Origin of the sequence: Pseudorhodoplanes sp., from assembly GCA_032027085.1 — a bacterium.
GTDB lineage: Bacteria > Pseudomonadota > Alphaproteobacteria > Rhizobiales > Xanthobacteraceae > Pseudorhodoplanes.
Genome location: JAVSMS010000001.1, coordinates 3,902,248 through 3,919,033, shown reverse-complemented (window position 1 = coordinate 3,919,033; position 16,786 = coordinate 3,902,248). Strand labels below are relative to the sequence as shown.

Below are 16,786 nucleotides of genomic sequence, written 5' to 3'. Positions count from 1 at the left end.
CGTGCGGGCCGCTAGCCGCGTCCGACAAACGGCATCTTGGTGGCCATCACCGTCATGAACAGCACGTTGGACTCGAGCGGCAAACTCGCCATGTAGCTGATGGCGCGCCCAACATCTTCCGCCGGCATGCGCGGCTCCGGCCGCTTGGTGCCGTCGGGCTGCATCACGCCTTCCGCCATCCGTTCGGTGAGCGGCGAGATTGCATTGCCGATGTCGATCTGGCCGCAGGCAATGTCATAGGGGCGGCCGTCGAGCGCGGTTGATTTGGTGAGGCCGGTGATGGCGTGCTTGGTCGCAGTATAGGCGACGGTCATCGGCCGCGGTGCGTACGCCGAGATCGAGCCGTTATTGATGATGCGTCCGCCGCGCGGAGACTGGTCCTTCATGATGCGGAAGGCTTCCTGCGTGCACAGGAAGGGCGCGGTCAGATTCGTGTCGACGGCGGCCTTCCATTTGTCGAAGGGGAGATCTTCCAGCGGCACCGCCGGCGCGCCGACGCCGGCATTGTTGAACAGCACGTCGAGGCGTCCGAAAGTTTCCCTGGTCTTGGCGAACAGCGCCTTGATCGAGGCCGGGTCGGTGACGTCGGTCGGCACGACGAGCGTTTTCACGCCGAAGGATTTGCCTTCATTGGCGACGGCCTCGAGCGGCTCCTTGCGGCGGCCGGCAAGCACGGTATCGAACCCGTCCTTCATCAGCGCCAGGGCAGCCGCGCGCCCAACGCCCGTTCCCGCGCCCGTGACAAGCGCGATTTTCCCACCCGCCATAACAAACTCCTTTTTATGAAAACAGCATCGGTCGGCCGGCCATCCTAAAGGCTGCTCAACTCACCGCAATACGCAATGACGACAAATGGGGTGGGCGTCAGCCCGCGAGCGCGGCGGCGTCGCTGACGATGCTGCGGTGAGTTGAGCGCATGGCAAGGCGCGTGCCGACGATATTCGCCGAGCCAGGCTTGCCGAAGCGGTAGCCCTGCATGCAGTGCACGCCGGCTGCGCGCAGGAACAGTTGCTGCTCGGCCGTCTCGACGCCTTCGGCGGTGACCTTCATGCCGAGGCCGCGCCCCAGACTCACGATGGCATGCACGATAGCGGCGGCGTCCGGCGCGCGCTCGATCGAACGTACGAAGCTGCGGTCGATCTTGAGCTTGTCGAAGGGGAAGCGCCGCAGATAGGCGAGGCTGGAATAGCCGGTGCCGAAATCGTCCAGCGCCAGCCGCACGCCGATCGCCTTCAGACGGTGCATCGCGATTTCGGCGGAATCGACATTGCCGAGCAGGGTGCTTTCGGTGAGCTCCAGTTCGAGCAGCGAGGGATTGAACGCCGTCTCCGCAAGAATGCGCTCGACCATGTCGACAAAGTCCGGCCGACGGAACTGGATGGGCGAGACATTGACCGCCATGGTGAGGGCGGGCCAGGCCTTGCCGTCGAGGCAGGCCTGACGCAGCACCCATTCGCCGAGGTCAATGATCAGGCCGGAATGCTCGGCAATCGGGATGAATTGCGACGGCTCGACATCGCCGCGCTCCGGATGCGACCAGCGCGCCAGCGCCTCGACGCCGATCATGGTGTCGCCGGAGGCATTCACGATGGGCTGATAGAGCAGACGCAGGCCGTTATTGTCGATGGCCTGACGCAGGTCATGCTCCAGCGATTTGCGGTTCGAGAGATCGGCATTCATCGCCGCGTCGTAGATGCAGGCGCGGTTGCGGCCTTCATTCTTGGCGCGGTAAAGCGCCATGTCGGCGTAACGCATGATGTCGGCCGCGCCGGTGCCGGAGCGGCTATCGATGACTGCGATGCCGATGCTGGCGCCGATCAGGATATCGTGGCCGTTAATGCAATAGGGGGCGCACAAGGCCGAGATGATGCGGTCGGCAATCCGCTGCAGGGTCGGCATGTCGGTGGCGAGGGTCGTGATCACCGCGAATTCGTCGCCGCCAAGCCGCGCCACGAGATCGTCCGGCCTGAGGGTGCCGCTGAGGCGCGCGGTGACGCAGCGTATCAATTCGTCGCCGACGGGATGACCGAGGGTATCGTTGACATCCTTGAAATGATCGAGGTCGATATAGAAGACCGCCGCCGGCTCACCGCCACGGCGAACGTTCCGGATCGCCGATTCCAGCGCTTCGCCGAAATAGTTGCGGTTCGGCAGCCCGCATAGGGCGTCGTGCATGGCGAGATAGCGCAACCGCTCCTCGCCGGAGGCAATGGTCGCGGCGCTGCGGCGGATATAGCCATAGACCAGCACCGTCAGCAGCGCGAAGCCGGCAAACGCAACCGCGATGAACGGAACGACGCTGGCGACGATTTCCGAACCGGGCCGCTTCGGCGTCCAGACAAATCCGGCAATCTTCCGGTCGTGATCATCCTTCAGCTCAAAGGCGTAGTCGGACTCGTCCACAGGTTCGGCGCCTTCCCCGCGCAGCCGGATCAACTGCAACCGTCCGGCAATCATCGAAAGAACGTCTTCATCGATAAACTTGACCGACATGGCGATGGGGGAGGTGCGGCGGTCTTCGGCGGTGACATTGCCGTCGGGTGTGACCAGAACCGCGGCGACAATGGCGGGGCGTCCGAGAAACTTTTGAATCAGCGAAGCCCGATTGGACGGATCGCCTTGCGTCTGCCGGTCATGCTCGATGATGGTGACGGCGCCGCTCGGGTGGTTGCCGGAGCGTCCGCGAATATAATCGATGGTCGGATTCAGTTCCGGCAGGATGGTATTGAACCAGCTCGGTTCGACGCTGTTGCGCCCGAGCAGCGCATAAATGAGATGATCTGAGTCGTTGGCGACGAAAATGAAGTCGTGATCGAAATGGGTCTTCAGCCAGAGGCCGAGCCGCCGCTGGGTCCAGGAGGGATCGAAATTATTGCGAATGGAGCGGATGGCCTGCGGGGTCGACGCGACACTTGCCAACTCGCGCAGAATCTGTTCGCCGTGCGTCACAATCGCGCGCGTGAACAGACGCTTCTCGTGATCGAGCGCAACCTCGTCGGCGCGTCTCGCCGACGTCGTCACCGCGACCACGATGCAGATGATCGCAACCACCACGATAACGCTGATGGGAATGACGATGCCGAGCCGCGCGCGATCCCAGCTCGACTTCACTCCGCCGTTGGCCAACTGTGAACGGGTGGCCGTCACCGTGCTGCCCCTAACCTCTCGGATTTGGCCCGAAAATTAGGGACAGAATGCTTGTAAATGGTTGTTGAGGAAGCCGTGCCTTGCCGCACCGGCGCACCACAGCGGTCTTTTAGCCAACGTGGTTAACGAAGCGTTGCTACAACTTCCGGTTTCAGGCCGATCCGGCGTAAGGCGGACGCGGAATGGCGATGTGCGCCGCCCGCAAGGCGGCCGACCAGCGCTCGCGCAGATCGTGGAAATACGGCTCGCCCGGCTCGATGCGGTAGGACAATTCGGCGTCGCAGGTGTCGCGCCGTGCCACCAAAATGTCGATCGGCATGCCGACGCCGAGATTGGAGCGCATGGTGGAATCCATGGAGATCAGTCCGATCTTCAGGGCGTCATAGAGATCGACACCATAGGAGATCGCACGGTCGAGCACTGGCTTGCCGTATTTGTGCTCGCCGATCTGCAGATAGGGCGTGTCGGTTGTGCATTCGATGAAATTGCCCGCTGAATAGATCATGAACAGGCGCATCCGCTCGCCCTTGATCTGGCCGCCGAACAGCAATGAGACGTCGAACTTCACGTCGGCGGATTCCAGGGCGGCGCCTTCGGTGTCGTGAATGCTGCGGATCACCTTGCCGATGCGCTGCGCCGCCTGGAACATGGTCGGCGCGTTCATCAGGGTTTCCAGTTCGCCGGTCTCCTTGTTCTCCAGGCCTTCGGTGAGAATGCTGATCACCGATTGGCTCAACGCCAGATTGCCTGACGAGGCGATCGCCATGACGCGTTCGCCGGGATGCTTGAGGACATGGAGCTTGCGGAAGGTGGAGACATTGTCGAGCCCGGCATTGGTGCGGGTATCGGCGATCATCACCAGGCCTTCGCGGACCAGAATTCCGCAGCAATACGTCATGTTCAAATGCGCCTTTTGTTCCGGCGCGGCGATATAGCCATCATTGCGCGCGGGCGGCAACAACGAGGCCCTCAATTCTGCGTCTGGCGCATAGCCTGATCCACATTGATGACGACCGACATGTCTTCGGCACCGCCGCCGAAGCGCGCGCCGCGCACAGGCGCCGCGCCGAGATAATCCAGTCCGATCGCCACCCGCAGATGGGCGTCAGTTGCGCAAATTCCGTTGGTGGCATCGAAACCCACCCAGCCGAGATGTGGAACATGCGCTTCGGCCCAGGCATGGCCGGCTTCCTGCTGTACGACGCCGTCGGCGCGATGGAAATAGCCGCTGACATAGCGCGCCGGGATCTGCAGGCTGCGCGCGGCGGCAATGAAAATGTGGGTGATGTCCTGACAGACGCCGCGCCTGATTGCGAAGGCCTCGCTGGCGGTGGTGGCGGGATGCGTCGGATCGGTATCGAAAGTGATTTCCCTGTTCAGGGCCGAGAGCATGGCATGCAGCCGGTTCAATTCGTCCTTGCCGCTTTCGGCCGCGATCTGTGCGGCGAACTCTGTAATGGGCTCGTCTGCGGCGGTCAGTTGCGTCTGGCGCAGGAACAGGGATGGCGGAAATCGCTCGATGGCGCCGCGGATGACACCCTGCGTGTCTTCCGTTTCGGCCTCGCCTTCCACGCGGACGACGAGCTCCTGCACCGGCGTGTCAGTGGTGAAGGTGTGAGTAAGATTGCCGAACGCGTCGTCGTGGCCGATGAGCGGGCAATCGGCGGAGAGGTGGATGCGCCACGACACCACATATTGCCCGTCGTGATTGCGCGGGGTCAGCCGCAGCGTCTGGATGATGCTGGAGACCGGCTGCGCATAGCGGTAGCTGGTGTCGTGAGCGATCTGGATGCGCATAGGGCCCGTGGTGGAGGGAAATGCAGTCCGAAATGGCGGTTCTGACGCGGTTTCTCCTGCAAAACTAATGCCCAATGGCGCGGGGATGTCCACCGTCATGTCCGGCCATGAGGGGGCCGTCTGCGCGGTCTTTAGGCTATGGTTGCAGGGCCTGTCCGCTGAACCAAACGGCGGTCTCGCGTGACAAAGGCAAAGGTCTGAATCGGAAGGGGACACGATGCAGAAGCTTGCCTATTCCACCGACGATCTGCCGCCTGACTACGACGAACCGGCGCGGCTGGCGCATTGGCAGGATTTCGCGGCGGCGGTTTACGGTTCGCTCGACTGCACCAAGTCCCCCGACCGCCCATTCTCGCTGAACATGAGTTTCGAATTTTTGGGCAATGTCGGACTTGGCAGCGTTTCAAGCACGCTCACACGCGCGTCGAGGCCGCGCGATCCGCGTGCCGATGACAATTTTGCATTGCTGATTGCTGGCGGAAGCGAGCCAACCCTTTGCTGGGATGGGCCGCAGGAGTTCACGCTGACGCCCGGTTCGGCAATGCTTTTTGAAGGCAGGAGCTGCAATGGCGGCGAGACCCGCGGCGACCTGATCTTTACCAGCCTGACATTTCCCAAGCGCGCGCTGCTCGAACTGGTTCCGGATGCACTGGATCGCATGTCCCACGGTGTTCCGGCGGACCTTCCGGCCATGCGGCATCTCTGCGGATACCTCGACCTGCTGCAAGACTCCGACGGCCTCGGACAGTCGCCGCAACTGCGGTCCTTCGCCGGGACGGCTATCGTCGATCTGGTAGCACTCGCACTCGGCGCCGATCGCGATGCGGCGGTGGTTGCGTCGATGCGCGGGGTGCGCGGCGCCAGATTGCACGAGCTGTTGAATCTCATGCAGGCGAGGTTCTGCGATCCATCCTTTTCCGCGGCGGCCGCGGCGTCAAAGCTCGGCGTGACGCCGCGAAGCGTTCAGCTTTTGCTGGAGGAGAGCGGATCGACCTTCTCGGAGCGCGTGCTGGAACTGCGCTTGCAGAAGGCGCGTGCGATGCTGGCGGATCAAAGATGCGATCGCCTGAAGATTGGCGAAATCGCGCTCGCCTGCGGCTTTGCCGATGCGACCTATTTCAACCGCTGCTTCCGCCGCAGGTTCGGCACGACGCCGACGCAGTATCGCGGCTCTGCCGTGTAGTTTTCCAATCCGATGTTGCGTATCCGGGCCGCCCGTATCGGGCGGCCGTTTCTTTTGCCGTCGCGGCAGAACGTCGCATGGATGTTTTTCCGTGCGTCCGAATTCCGCGGAACATTTCGCGACTGATGGATCATCTCGCGTGCCGCGCGCCGTCGTTTTCGCGGCTGTGCAAATCCATTTCGCTCCAGTCCAAACTCCGAGAGCGAAAAGTGTTTTATTCTCAAACGCTTGCGCCTTGCCGCGTTGAACGGCGGCGCTAAACGCCATGACGAAAGGCCGATGCCTTCGCGATGGTCGCGCGGCAGCGAAACGTCATGGAGATTGAAATGCGCAAGCTATTGAGATCGGCCTCGGCGGCCGCCGCGCTGTTGCTGGCGGCACCTCTGGCCACGCCGTCCCTCGCAGGGGACGGCAGCGTGAAGAACATGTCGCTCCAGCTCAACGCCGACATTTTCAGCGCGGTGCGAGTGATTTCGGAAGACGGCAAGACATGGAGCAAGCTGAAGGATCAGAACCTTCATCTCAACGGTCATGTGTCGATTGAGATGGGAAGAGGCAAGATCAACGCTTGGGGCATCTTCATCGGACAATGCGCCGGTCAAGACTGCCTTTCGCTGAACGGCGGCGCATTTAATAGCGTTTACAAGGAAAATGGAGGAAATAACGTCAAGGAGATCGACAAGGACATCTGGTTTGCGATTCCGGCTTCGAAGTTTCCGGTCAGCGATAGCGGCGGGATCGCTGTGTCGCCATTTGGAAATGCCATCGTTGCGAAATGCAATGCGCATCTCGCCAATGGCGGCTCCATCAACAAATCGTATGGTTTCTCCGAGACAATACCGATGACGCTTGTGGTCGATGGAGAGACCGGACACCATGAATCCGAGGTTGGTGGTCCCGCGATTGCCGAAATCGACGTCCAGAAAACCATCAACGTCAACGTTCCGGTCACCTGCGAAGGCGTTGTGGGCAAGGCCGATCAGCTGACCGGCAAGCAGCCGGACTTCAAGATCCTCAATGCGACGCTGACCGGACATCCCGCGACCTATCGCGGGTCGTGCCCGGTCGATCTTCGGCTGACGATGGGCGTCGAAAGCAACATCAAGGGCACGTTCGAGGCGCGCGTCGAGGCCGACAATGGCGGCAAGTCGCCGTTCGTCACGCTGGAGACCTCGCAACCGAACGGCACCAAGGGCACATGGGTGCGCCAGTTCAACGACAAGCTGCGCGTGCCGATCGCGTTCCTGTCCGGCGGCGGCGCGCCGGCTGGGCCGCCCGCCGGTCCGAGTGGCGAAGCCGCGCCGACCAATGACAATGACGACATCGACCCTGCCGGACAGCCGCAAGCCCCCAGCGGCTTCTCCACCGGCCAGGCGCAGAACGAGCATCGCGGCGCCGTGCGCCTCGCGGTGAAGAACGGCAACGGCTTCGTCTACTCGAAGTGGTGGAACTACAAGGTCACCTGCGATCCGAAAAAAAATCCCGATGTCGGCCGCCTTCCGGATGGCGTTGCGACCAAGATCGACGTCACGCAGGCCGTCATCTCCGTGTTTCCGAAGGCGTCATCCGACGGCCGCACGTGCGGCATCACGGTCTCCGGTCTCGTGCAGACCAATGTGAAGAATGTCGACGTGAAGTTCCGTCTGAAGAACCATCAGGGCGTGCCGTCGGGATGGCAGATCCTGAAAACGTCGAAGCCGAACAACATCGCGGACTTCCTCACCTACTTCGACTTCTCGAAGAGCGGCGAGGGCGTGTGGATCGACCAGTCCGGGATGTGGTCGCTGCCGGGGAATGGCGGCAATCAGGCCGGCCGCTACCAGGGCAGCGTGCAGATGGTGGGGTCCAACCCGTCGTTCACCTCGAACGTCGCGACCTATGACTTCACCTGCAAGGCGCGCACGCCAGCCGGCATCAAGACGGCGCCGACGGTGAATGTGAATCCGGATCTGCCGCGGCGTCCGGGCGCGGTCGTGGATCAGGACCATCCGACGCACGGCAAGCCGACAGGCGGCAAGGTGACGACGCTGCCGCCGCTGTCCTGCGCGGGCGGCATCGTGAAGGCGGGCAATTGCTTTTGCCGGCCGCCGCTGACGCCGGTGCAGGCGGGCCAGAATGCCTGGCGCTGCATGCCGGCGACGCAGGTTGCGCCCGAGCGCCGGATCGTTCCGCGGCCGCCGCTGGTGCGCGACCAGGCTCCGCCATCCCGGTTCGGTGCGGCCCTGCCGCCGCGTGCACCGGTCGCCGTGGCCCCGCAAGCCCGGCAGCCATCCTTCCGGCCGGGCATGCACCTGAACCGCCGCTAAGGCGACGGGCATCACGAACTGCGAAGCGCCGGCAACGGCGCCTCGCAGCCGTTGCGGCGTCAGGTCAGATATTGCTGCGTGATGGTCTGACCGATGCGGTTGTTGTCGGCGATGAATTCCTGAATGAATTCGTGCAGGCCGCTCTGGAAAATGCTGTCCATCTTGCTGTTCTGCAGCCGCGTGCGGATGCCGCGGGCCAGCCGCTGTGCCGGACCTTGGCGGCCGTAGGCAGCGGCGATTTCGTCGAGGTAGCGGACGATATTCTCGTAGCAGCTCGCCAGCGAGCGCGGCATCTCCTCCTTGAGCATAAGCAAATCGGCGACCAGCCAGGGTTTCAGACTCTCGCGGTAGACCCAGTGATAGGACGTGAGCGCGGAGACCGAGCGCAGGATTGCGGCCCATTGAAAATAGTCGAGCGGGCCGCCGACATGCTCCTGCGCCGGCAGCAGCAGGTGATATTTGACGTCGAGAATGCGCGCCGTGTTGTCGGCGCGCTCGAGATAAATGCCGAGCCGCGTGAACCAATAGGCATCATTGCGCAGCATCGTTCTGTACGCTGAGCCGTCGAAGCGCAGGGAGGATTCCTGCACCCAACGCAGGAAGCGCGAGAATTCCTCGCGCGAGGTCGGACCGTTGCCGTACCGCTTCAGCTCGAGCCAGGTGCCGTTGATCGCATCCCACATTTCCATGGTAAGGGCGGTTCGCACGGCGCGGGCATTGGTGCGGGCAACTTCGAAACAGGAGCGGATCGACGACGGATTGGCCGTCGAGAACGCGAGGAAATCGATGACATTGTCTTCGTTGGCTTCGTCATAGGCGGCGTGGAAGGCGTGGGCGCAGCCGGCGGTCGCGACCGCCGATTCCCATTCATTGCTCTCGCCGGCGGTGTCGATCGGCACGGCGGTAAGGCGCTGGGTGGCTTCGAGAATGCGGGCAAGATATTCGGCGCGCTCGACGTAACGTGCGAGCCAGTAAAGATTGTCGGCCGTGCGGGAGAGCATCTACTCGTCTCCGTCGCCCCGGCCGAGCCCACGGGTCCGCGCTTCAGCGCGGCCCGAGGACAGGCTACGCGAGAGCCGGGACCCATAACCGCGACCGGCGTGAATTGACCGAGGCTTGCGTTTATAGGTCCCCGATTTCGCGGGGACGACCGGAGCTTCAAGTCTCATCCCGCCAGCACCCATGTGTCTTTCGTTCCGCCACCTTGGCTGGAATTCACCACCAATGAACCCGCCATCATTGCGACGCGCGTCAATCCGCCGGGCACGATGCGCACGCGGTCGCGGCCGGTGAGCACGAACGGCCGCAGATCGACATGGCGCGGCGCCAAGCCGGAATCGACGCAGGTCGGGCATGTCGATAGCGCCAGCGTCGGCTGCGCGATGAAGTTCTCCGGAGAAGATTTCAGTTTGGCGCGGAACGCCGCGATCGTGGCCTTGTCGGCACTCGGTCCAATCAGCATGCCGTAGCCGCCGGACCCGTGCACTTCCTTGACCACAAGCTGCTCGAGATTGTCGAGCACGTAGGAAAGATGTTCCGGCTCGCGGCAGCGCCAGGTCGGCACATTCTTCAGGATTGGCTCTTCGCCGAGGAAGAATTTCACGATATCCGGCATGTAACTGTAGACGGCCTTGTCGTCGGCGATGCCGGTGCCGACCGCGTTGGCGAGCGTCACATTGCCGGCCTGGTAAGCCGACATCAGGCCCGGCACGCCGAGCGCTGAATCCGGCCGGAAGGCGAGCGGATCGATGAAGTCGTCGTCGATGCGACGGTAGATCACGTCGACGCGTTTCGGCCCCTGGGTGGTGCGCATATAGACGGTCTCGTTCCTGACGAAGAGATCGCGTCCCTCCACCAGTTCGATGCCCATCTTGTCAGCCAGAAACGAATGCTCGTAATAGGCGGAGTTGAAAACGCCGGGTGTCATCAGCACCACGGTCGGCTCGCCAGGCGCCGAATCCGGCGCCACCGACTGCAATGTGCCAAGCAATTCGTCCGGGTAATTCTCCACCGGCGTCACCCGATGACGGGAAAACAATTCCGGGAACAGCCGCATCATGATCTCGCGGTTCTCCAGCATGTAGGAGACTCCGGAGGGCGTCCGCGCATTGTCTTCAAGAACGTAGAAGGTGTTTGCATCGACGCGGACGATGTCGATGCCGGCGATATGCACGTAGATGCCGTGCGGGACTTTTTGCCCGTTCATTTCCGGACGGAAGACGGGATTCTGGAAGACGAGGTCCTCCGGCACGATACCGGCGCGCAGGCATTCGCGCTTTCCGTAGACGTCTTTAATGTAAAGGTTGAGCGCCTTCACCCTTTGCTCGAGCCCGCGCGACAGGGTGGCCCATTCGGAAGCCGTCAGGATGCGGGGTATGACGTCGAAGGGAATGAGCCGTTCCTGCGCCTCGGCCTCGCCGTAAACCGCGAAGGTGATGCCGATGCGGCGGAAGACCAGCTCGGCCTCGCGGCGGCGATAATCAAGCACATCGGGGCGGATTTCGGAGAGCCAGTCTGACAACAGGGCATAGGCGGGACGGACCGCGCCTTCTGTCCCATGCATTTCATCAAACGCCACCGGCATTCCTCAAGCCTTCCTGACGAGGCGGCCCTGGCACAACACACCCAAAACACACAGACGTGAAATGCAAGCTTTGCGCCATTTGGGCCGGCTGGCCAGGACGGTGGCGAGGGCTTCAGACGGAAATGATTTGCCCAGAGAATAATCGCGCTGATTAAGGCAGGGGCGGGACCGGAGGTGCTTGAGCCACCGCCGGTGGCGGGCTAGACGACATGTTACAAGACCGGGATCCTGCATGACTGCTTCATCCGCGCCATCCGACACCCTCGTGAATGCCGGGCTTCTGGTCATCGGCGACGAAATCCTGTCGGGGCGGACCAAGGACAAGAATATCGGCTATATTGCCGAGTATCTGACGGCGATAGGCGTTGACCTGCGCGAGGTGCGCGTGGTGCCGGATGTCGAGGACGAGATTGTCCCCGCACTCAATGCACTGCGGCACAAATACACCTATGTCTTCACCACCGGCGGCATCGGTCCGACGCACGACGACATCACCGCCGACTGCGTGGCAAAAGCGTTCGGTGTCCCCATCGATTACGACCCGCGCGCCGTGGCGCTGCTGCGGCAGCGCTTCAAGGGCCCCGATCTGAATGAAGCGCGCATGCGCATGACGCGAATACCGCAGGGTGCCGAACTGGTGACCAACAAGGTGTCGCTGGCGCCCGGCTTCTGGATCGAAAACGTCATCGTCATGGCCGGCGTGCCCAACATCATGCAGGCGATGCTGGATGAAGTCGGTCCGAAACTGAAGACCGGCAAACAGATGCTGTCGGAATCGGTGCGCGCGGACTTGCGCGAGGGCGACATCGGCACCGAGCTCGGCGAAATCGCCCGCGCGCATCCCGATGTGACGATCGGCAGCTATCCGTTCTTCGACGACAAGTTCGGTCCCAATACCCATGTCGTCGTGCGCTCGCGCGATGCGGAAAAACTCGCCGCGGCAAAGGTCGCGGTCGAGCAGATGCTGCGCGAGGTGAAGGCGAAGCTGAAGGCTGGGTGAAGCAATCACGTCCGTCGCGTCGTTGTCATGCCCCGCGCCCGAGATCGTCCGGTCGAGACGGTGACGGATTTCCTGCGGTGTACCGCGGATGTTTCGCAGGCCGCCTGACGTGCTTGTGATTAAGGCGGGAGGTGACAACGCGCTAGCATCGCGACCATGCGATGGCTTGCGGCTGCCTTCTGTCTCGGTTGCCTGTGTGTGACGATCGTGCCGCAACGTGCGGGCGCATCTTGGGAGCACCTGAAGCAGGACGGCCGCGTGGCGTTGATCCGCCACGCGGATGCGCCAGGATCAGGCGATCCGCCCGGCTGGCGGATCGGTGATTGCACGACACAGCGCAATCTCAGCGAACGTGGCCGCGCGCAGGCCCGTGCGTTGGGCGAAAAATTTCACGAGAAAGCGGTATCGGTTGGCAAGGTGGTGTCGTCGCAATGGTGCCGCACCGTTGAAACGGCGCGTCTAATGAATCTCGGTGATGTCGAAGAGGTTTCGGCGTTCAACAACGCCTATATGTTGCGTGACAAACGCGCCTCGCTGCGCCGGGAGGCGCGCGATTTCATTGCGAGCTGGCGTGGGCCGGGCGTGCTGGTTGTCGTGACGCATGGCGAAAATATTGCACTCCTCACCGGCATCTCGCCGGCGTCGGGCGAGATTGTCGTCGTGCAGGCTGCCGCAGAATTGCCCGACAGATTGTCTGTGATCGCGAGGATTGCGCCGGGCTCCTCGTAAGCGATTCTGAGACGTGGTTCAAAAATTCGCTTCGTTATTGCTGCAAGTCCTGCAAGCGAATGTCTGCCAAACCAGAATCATAGGTTTCCTGGTGCTTTTCGAATCCGAAATCCGCTCATGACCAGGCCTCAGACGCGGACTTCGGATTCGGGACACCAGAACGTCAGGACACCAGGGGCGGGTGAACAAAAGGACCGTATCATGTCGGGCTCAAACAACTCTGACCGTCGCCGCTTTCTGATCACTGGTGCCGCCGTCGCCGCAGGCCTAGGTCTTCCACGATCGGGGCTCGCGCAGGAGCTCAAGCCGACGCCGCAATGCGACGACGGCGACGCGCCGACGCCGCGCCAGACCGAAGGGCCGTTCTACAAGCCGCGCTCGCCGCAGCGCAGCGATCTGCGCGAGCAGAGCGTGAGCGGCCAGCCGGTCGAATTGACGGGCGTGGTGCTCACGCGATCCTGCCGTCCGGTGGCCGGCGCGCTGGTCGATCTCTGGCATGCCGATGCGCAAGGCGACTACGACAACAAAGGCTTTCGCTATCGCGGGCATGTTTTCGCGGACGGCGACGGCCGCTTCCGCTTCCTGACCATCAAGCCGGCGCTCTATCCCGGGCGGACGCGGCACTATCACGTCAAGGTGCAGGCGCCGAACCGGCCGGTGCTGACCACGCAGCTTTATTTCCCCGGCGAGGCCGGCAATGCGCGCGACGGCTTGTTCCGGCGTGACTTGTTGATGCGGGTGGTGGAGCGGCAGGATGGGCTTGCAGCCCGCTTCAATTTTGTGCTGGACCTCTCTTAGCCCCATGATCTTCAAGGAAGATCAGGGAGCAGGTTCATAAGTTGGCGCACGATGGACGCAAAAACGGGTTCCCACTTTTGCTGATCGCGCCCTGAACGGCTCTTTTCCTGTGGATCGCGACCTGCGCCGGTTGGCAACGGTGCCCGCCACCGGGATGGTGGCCGCAAACGCGACGGGAGACGGCAGGATGGCGGAGGCGCAAACCCAGAAACACTTTCCGGTGTCCTGGGACCAGTTTCACCGTGACTGCCGCGCTTTGGCCTGGCGGCTGGCGGCGGCCGGGCCCTTCAACGCCATCGTCTGCGTCACCCGCGGCGGCCTTGTGCCGGCGGCGATCGTGGCGCGCGAACTGAACGTGCGGCTGATCGAGACGGTATGCGTCGAGAGCTATCTTGGGGTTGGCAAGCAGGGCGACCTGAAAATCCTGAAGGGGATCGACCAGAAAGTGGTCGAGGTCGGTGGCGGCTCCGGCAAGGGCGTGCTGATCGTCGACGACCTGGTCGATACCGGCAAGACCGCACGCGTTGTGCGGGACCTCATTCCGGAGGCGCATTTCGCCACCGTCTATGCCAAGCCCATGGGCCGGCCGCTGGTCGACACCTTCATCACCGAAGTCTCGCAGGACACCTGGATCTTCTTCCCCTGGGACACCGGGCTCGCTTTCGTGCCGCCGATTCGCGAGGGCGGCTGACCGCTTTACGACGTCTCGGTTGCAGCGACGGTCTGCCGACGTCCCGCCACCATTCGCCCGCGCTTTTGGCTTTCTCGCGGACGATGCTAGAAGGCTGGCCGCGCGGACGTGGCGGAATGGTATACGCAGCAGACTTAAAATCTGCGGCCCACAAGGCATGAGGGTTCGATTCCCTCCGTCCGCACCAAAGAGATAGGAGCTGTTCGCGGAATGTTTCGCGTGTCGCAGGTGTCGGCTGCGATGATCGGTCTGCTGGCGCTCGGCCTTGCCGGCTGCGCCAGCGAGCAATTGTCGTCGGCGATCGTCAGGCCCGCCAAATACTCCATCTATAATTGCGACCAGCTCGCCATCGCCGGACAAGAACAGGTGGCGCGCGAAAGCGAGTTGAAGGCTTTGATGGACAAGGCCGCGCAAGGACCCGGTGGTGAGCTTGCCATCGCGCTCGCTTACCGGAACGAATACCTTACCACGCAGGGCAATCTGCGGGAGCTGGAAGCCGCCGCCGTCGAAAAGAACTGCAAGATGCCGTGGCGCACGGATTCGGAGCGAGCCGTCCGGTAGGCGACCGGGTGGAACTATTCGCGCGCGAGACGATTACGTCTGCCGGTGGGCTGAAGTTTTTTCAGACCAAATTGATTTTGCAGGGGAGTTTGCACATGGGCCTTTTGATCAATGTGCTGATCACGTTTCTGGTCATCATCCTGGTTCTTTATCTCGTCAACATGCTGCCGGTGGATGGCCGCGCCAAGCAGATCATTCGCATCATCGTCATCCTGATTGGCGTGCTGTATCTCCTGAGATATCTGGCGATCTTCTGACGCCGCCTGCTGCCGTCACTGGAACGGCACTTCGTGAAAGCTGCGCAGCTTGCGCGAATGCAGTTGCGCGCGGTCGCCTTCGCGCAACAGCGCCATGGTCTCGAGGCCGATGGCAAGCTGCTGCGAAATGCGCTGGCGGTAGAAGCTGTCGGCCATGCCGGGCAGCTTCAAATGGCCGTGCAGCGGCTTGTCGGAGACGCAGAGCAGGGTGCCGTAAGGCACGCGGAAGCGGAAGCCGTTGGTGGCGATAGTCGCCGATTCCATGTCGAGTGCGATGGCGCGGCTCTGGATGAACGGCAAATTTTGAACGGTGGACGGACGCAGCTCCCAGTTCCGGTCGTCGACCGTCGCAACCGTGCCGGTACGCATGATCTTTTTCAGTTCATAGCCGGTCAGGCCGGTGATGTGACCAACGGCGGCCTGGATCGCGGTCTGGATTTCGGCGAGAGCGGGGATCGGCACTTCGCGCGGCAGATCGGCATCGAGGACATGATCCTGACGCAGATAGGCGTGTGCCAGCACGTAATCGCCGAGCGCCTGGGTGTTGCGAAGGCCTGCGCAATGGCCCAGCATCAGCCAGACATGCGGGCGCAGCACTGCGACATGATCGGTGATGTTTTTGGCATTGGACGGACCGATGCCGATATTGATCATGGTGATGCCATCATCGTCGGCGCGCTTGAGGTGATAAGCGGGCATTTGCGGCGTGTGGACCGGGACGGTACCCGGAAGCGTTCCGGCCGGGGGTGTGACGCCTTTGGCACAGGTGACCACGTCGCCGGGTTCGACAAACTCGGTATATTCGCCGCGCGGAACGAAGCCGCTCAGCGTTTCTCCTGCCATGATGTGGTGGCCGAGCTTAATGAATTCGTCGATGTAGAACTGGTAGTTCGTAAAGAGCACGAAATTCTGGAAATGTCTTGTCGACGATCCGCAATAATGACGCAGTCGCAAGAGCGACAGGTCGATGCGCGGCGCCGGGAAGAGTGACAGCGGGACGGCGCCATCCGGGCTGCGAACGTCGAGCCCGTTCGCGATGTTGTCGTCCATGATCGCGAGATCGGGGACGTCGAATACCTGCGGCAGCCGGCTGATGCGCTCAGGCGTCAGGCCGCCTTCGACGTGAAACGTTTCGCCGAGCGCAAAATGGATCGGGATCGGCGTCGTGCTTTCGCCGACCTCGATCTCGCGGGCGCCGTTATGCAGGATCATGCTGACCTGTTCCTGCAGATATTTTCGGAAAATGTCGGGACGGGTGACGGTCGTGGAATAGACGCCGGCATGCGGAAGGAAGCCATAGGCCGTGCGCGGGTCGATGCGGGAAGAGTGATCGGCCGAGATCCGGATGAACGGATAATGCGCGCGAATGTGCTCGCCGAATTCCTTCCCCGCAGCATAGGCGGCGAAGGCGTCGCGCAGATAGGTCACATTGCGTTCGTAGATCTCGGCGATGGCATTCACGGCGGCCACTGCATCTGTGAAGGTGCGAACGCCGCTGCTGATATTGACGAACTTGGTCATGGCGACTTGATGCTATTCTTCATGCGGCCAGGCGCAGTTCCGGACCGGACAGTCTGCTTCCCATTTGATGAGATAAGGGCTGTGACCGCCGACCGCCATGAGGCTGGTTAATGCCGGAAAATGTCGGAAACAGTTGTCTTGCGCTGAAACTACCCTTGCTTCCCCGTCACGCTGAGGCGCCTTCGCACCGATCGCGGGTTTACCCGAGACCG

At 62.3% G+C, this 16,786-nt stretch carries 15 protein-coding genes and 1 tRNA gene; 9 read left to right on the top strand and 7 right to left on the bottom strand.

The annotated features are described in order from the left end of the window. Nucleotides 1-11: 11 nt before the first annotated feature. The 4 genes from RO009_19155 to RO009_19140 form a co-directional block, all read right to left on the bottom strand. The gene (locus RO009_19155) at nucleotides 12-767 is read right to left on the bottom strand and encodes an SDR family oxidoreductase (GenBank protein MDT3687151.1); all 756 of its coding nucleotides are present in this window, start codon (nucleotides 765-767) and stop codon (nucleotides 12-14) included. Nucleotides 768-864: 97 nt separating this feature from the next. After that, nucleotides 865-3,147 carry an EAL domain-containing protein gene (locus RO009_19150; GenBank protein ID MDT3687150.1) on the bottom strand — a complete coding sequence of 761 codons (2,283 nt, stop codon included), beginning with the start codon at nucleotides 3,145-3,147 and terminating at the stop codon, nucleotides 865-867. A gap of 151 nt (nucleotides 3,148-3,298) precedes the next feature. After that, on the bottom strand, nucleotides 3,299-4,045 hold the full coding sequence (locus tag RO009_19145) for a peptidase (protein MDT3687149.1): 747 nt from the start codon (nucleotides 4,043-4,045) through the stop codon (nucleotides 3,299-3,301). A gap of 71 nt (nucleotides 4,046-4,116) precedes the next feature. Continuing rightward, nucleotides 4,117-4,944 (bottom strand): transglutaminase family protein, encoded by an 828-nt coding sequence (locus RO009_19140; protein MDT3687148.1) that lies wholly within the window; start codon nucleotides 4,942-4,944, stop codon nucleotides 4,117-4,119. Between the two features lie 217 nt (nucleotides 4,945-5,161). Between RO009_19140 and RO009_19135 the strand changes: the two genes are divergently transcribed. After that, nucleotides 5,162-6,127 (top strand): AraC family transcriptional regulator, encoded by a 966-nt coding sequence (locus RO009_19135; protein ID MDT3687147.1) that lies wholly within the window; start codon nucleotides 5,162-5,164, stop codon nucleotides 6,125-6,127. Nucleotides 6,128-6,453: 326 nt separating this feature from the next. Further along, nucleotides 6,454-8,433 (top strand): hypothetical protein, encoded by a 1,980-nt coding sequence (locus RO009_19130; GenBank protein MDT3687146.1) that lies wholly within the window; start codon nucleotides 6,454-6,456, stop codon nucleotides 8,431-8,433. Between the two features lie 59 nt (nucleotides 8,434-8,492). On the opposite strand, the gene RO009_19125 is transcribed toward RO009_19130, so the two are convergent. Further along, on the bottom strand, nucleotides 8,493-9,434 hold the full coding sequence (locus RO009_19125; protein ID MDT3687145.1) for an alpha-E domain-containing protein: 942 nt from the start codon (nucleotides 9,432-9,434) through the stop codon (nucleotides 8,493-8,495). Nucleotides 9,435-9,598: 164 nt separating this feature from the next. Continuing rightward, nucleotides 9,599-11,017, bottom strand: a complete 1,419-nt coding sequence (locus RO009_19120) for a circularly permuted type 2 ATP-grasp protein (protein ID MDT3687144.1) — start codon at nucleotides 11,015-11,017, stop codon at nucleotides 9,599-9,601. Nucleotides 11,018-11,249: 232 nt separating this feature from the next. On the opposite strand from RO009_19120, the gene RO009_19115 reads away from it, so the two are divergent. The 7 genes from RO009_19115 (at nucleotide 11,250) to RO009_19085 (ending at nucleotide 15,053) form a co-directional block, all read left to right on the top strand. Further along, entirely contained in the window at nucleotides 11,250-12,017 is a 768-nt protein-coding gene (locus RO009_19115; protein ID MDT3687143.1) for a competence/damage-inducible protein A, read from the top strand. A 156-nt stretch (nucleotides 12,018-12,173) separates the two neighbouring features. Further along, entirely contained in the window at nucleotides 12,174-12,746 is a 573-nt protein-coding gene (locus tag RO009_19110) for a histidine phosphatase family protein (GenBank protein ID MDT3687142.1), read from the top strand. A gap of 201 nt (nucleotides 12,747-12,947) precedes the next feature. Continuing rightward, complete coding sequence (locus RO009_19105; GenBank protein ID MDT3687141.1) at nucleotides 12,948-13,544, top strand: intradiol ring-cleavage dioxygenase; 597 nt, start codon at nucleotides 12,948-12,950, stop codon at nucleotides 13,542-13,544. 187 nt (nucleotides 13,545-13,731) lie between these two features. Continuing rightward, complete coding sequence (gene gpt / locus RO009_19100) at nucleotides 13,732-14,235, top strand: xanthine phosphoribosyltransferase (GenBank protein MDT3687140.1); 504 nt, start codon at nucleotides 13,732-13,734, stop codon at nucleotides 14,233-14,235. Nucleotides 14,236-14,337: 102 nt separating this feature from the next. Further along, nucleotides 14,338-14,422: transfer RNA gene (locus RO009_19095), tRNA-Leu, on the top strand. Between the two features lie 23 nt (nucleotides 14,423-14,445). Continuing rightward, nucleotides 14,446-14,796 (top strand): twin-arginine translocation pathway signal, encoded by a 351-nt coding sequence (locus RO009_19090; protein MDT3687139.1) that lies wholly within the window; start codon nucleotides 14,446-14,448, stop codon nucleotides 14,794-14,796. 95 nt (nucleotides 14,797-14,891) lie between these two features. Beyond that, entirely contained in the window at nucleotides 14,892-15,053 is a 162-nt protein-coding gene (locus RO009_19085; protein MDT3687138.1) for a Thivi_2564 family membrane protein, read from the top strand. Between the two features lie 15 nt (nucleotides 15,054-15,068). Here the strand turns inward: RO009_19085 and RO009_19080 are convergent, their stop codons facing one another. Then, nucleotides 15,069-16,574, bottom strand: a complete 1,506-nt coding sequence (locus RO009_19080; GenBank protein ID MDT3687137.1) for an AMP nucleosidase — start codon at nucleotides 16,572-16,574, stop codon at nucleotides 15,069-15,071. Nucleotides 16,575-16,786 lie beyond the last annotated feature (212 nt).

Coding starts and splice junctions, on each gene's coding strand:
- RO009_19135 (MDT3687147.1), top strand. CDS start 5,162: ATGCAGAAGCTTGCCTATTCCACCGACGATCTGCCGCCTGACTACGAC.
- RO009_19110 (MDT3687142.1), top strand. CDS start 12,174: ATGCGATGGCTTGCGGCTGCCTTCTGTCTCGGTTGCCTGTGTGTGACG.
- RO009_19120 (MDT3687144.1), bottom strand. CDS start 11,017: ATGCCGGTGGCGTTTGATGAAATGCATGGGACAGAAGGCGCGGTCCGT.
- RO009_19125 (MDT3687145.1), bottom strand. CDS start 9,434: ATGCTCTCCCGCACGGCCGACAATCTTTACTGGCTCGCACGTTACGTC.
- RO009_19090 (MDT3687139.1), top strand. CDS start 14,446: ATGTTTCGCGTGTCGCAGGTGTCGGCTGCGATGATCGGTCTGCTGGCG.
- RO009_19085 (MDT3687138.1), top strand. CDS start 14,892: ATGGGCCTTTTGATCAATGTGCTGATCACGTTTCTGGTCATCATCCTG.
- RO009_19130 (MDT3687146.1), top strand. CDS start 6,454: ATGCGCAAGCTATTGAGATCGGCCTCGGCGGCCGCCGCGCTGTTGCTG.
- gpt (MDT3687140.1), top strand. CDS start 13,732: ATGGCGGAGGCGCAAACCCAGAAACACTTTCCGGTGTCCTGGGACCAG.
- RO009_19105 (MDT3687141.1), top strand. CDS start 12,948: ATGTCGGGCTCAAACAACTCTGACCGTCGCCGCTTTCTGATCACTGGT.
- RO009_19140 (MDT3687148.1), bottom strand. CDS start 4,944: ATGCGCATCCAGATCGCTCACGACACCAGCTACCGCTATGCGCAGCCG.
- RO009_19115 (MDT3687143.1), top strand. CDS start 11,250: ATGACTGCTTCATCCGCGCCATCCGACACCCTCGTGAATGCCGGGCTT.
- RO009_19155 (MDT3687151.1), bottom strand. CDS start 767: ATGGCGGGTGGGAAAATCGCGCTTGTCACGGGCGCGGGAACGGGCGTT.
- RO009_19145 (MDT3687149.1), bottom strand. CDS start 4,045: ATGACGTATTGCTGCGGAATTCTGGTCCGCGAAGGCCTGGTGATGATC.
- RO009_19080 (MDT3687137.1), bottom strand. CDS start 16,574: ATGACCAAGTTCGTCAATATCAGCAGCGGCGTTCGCACCTTCACAGAT.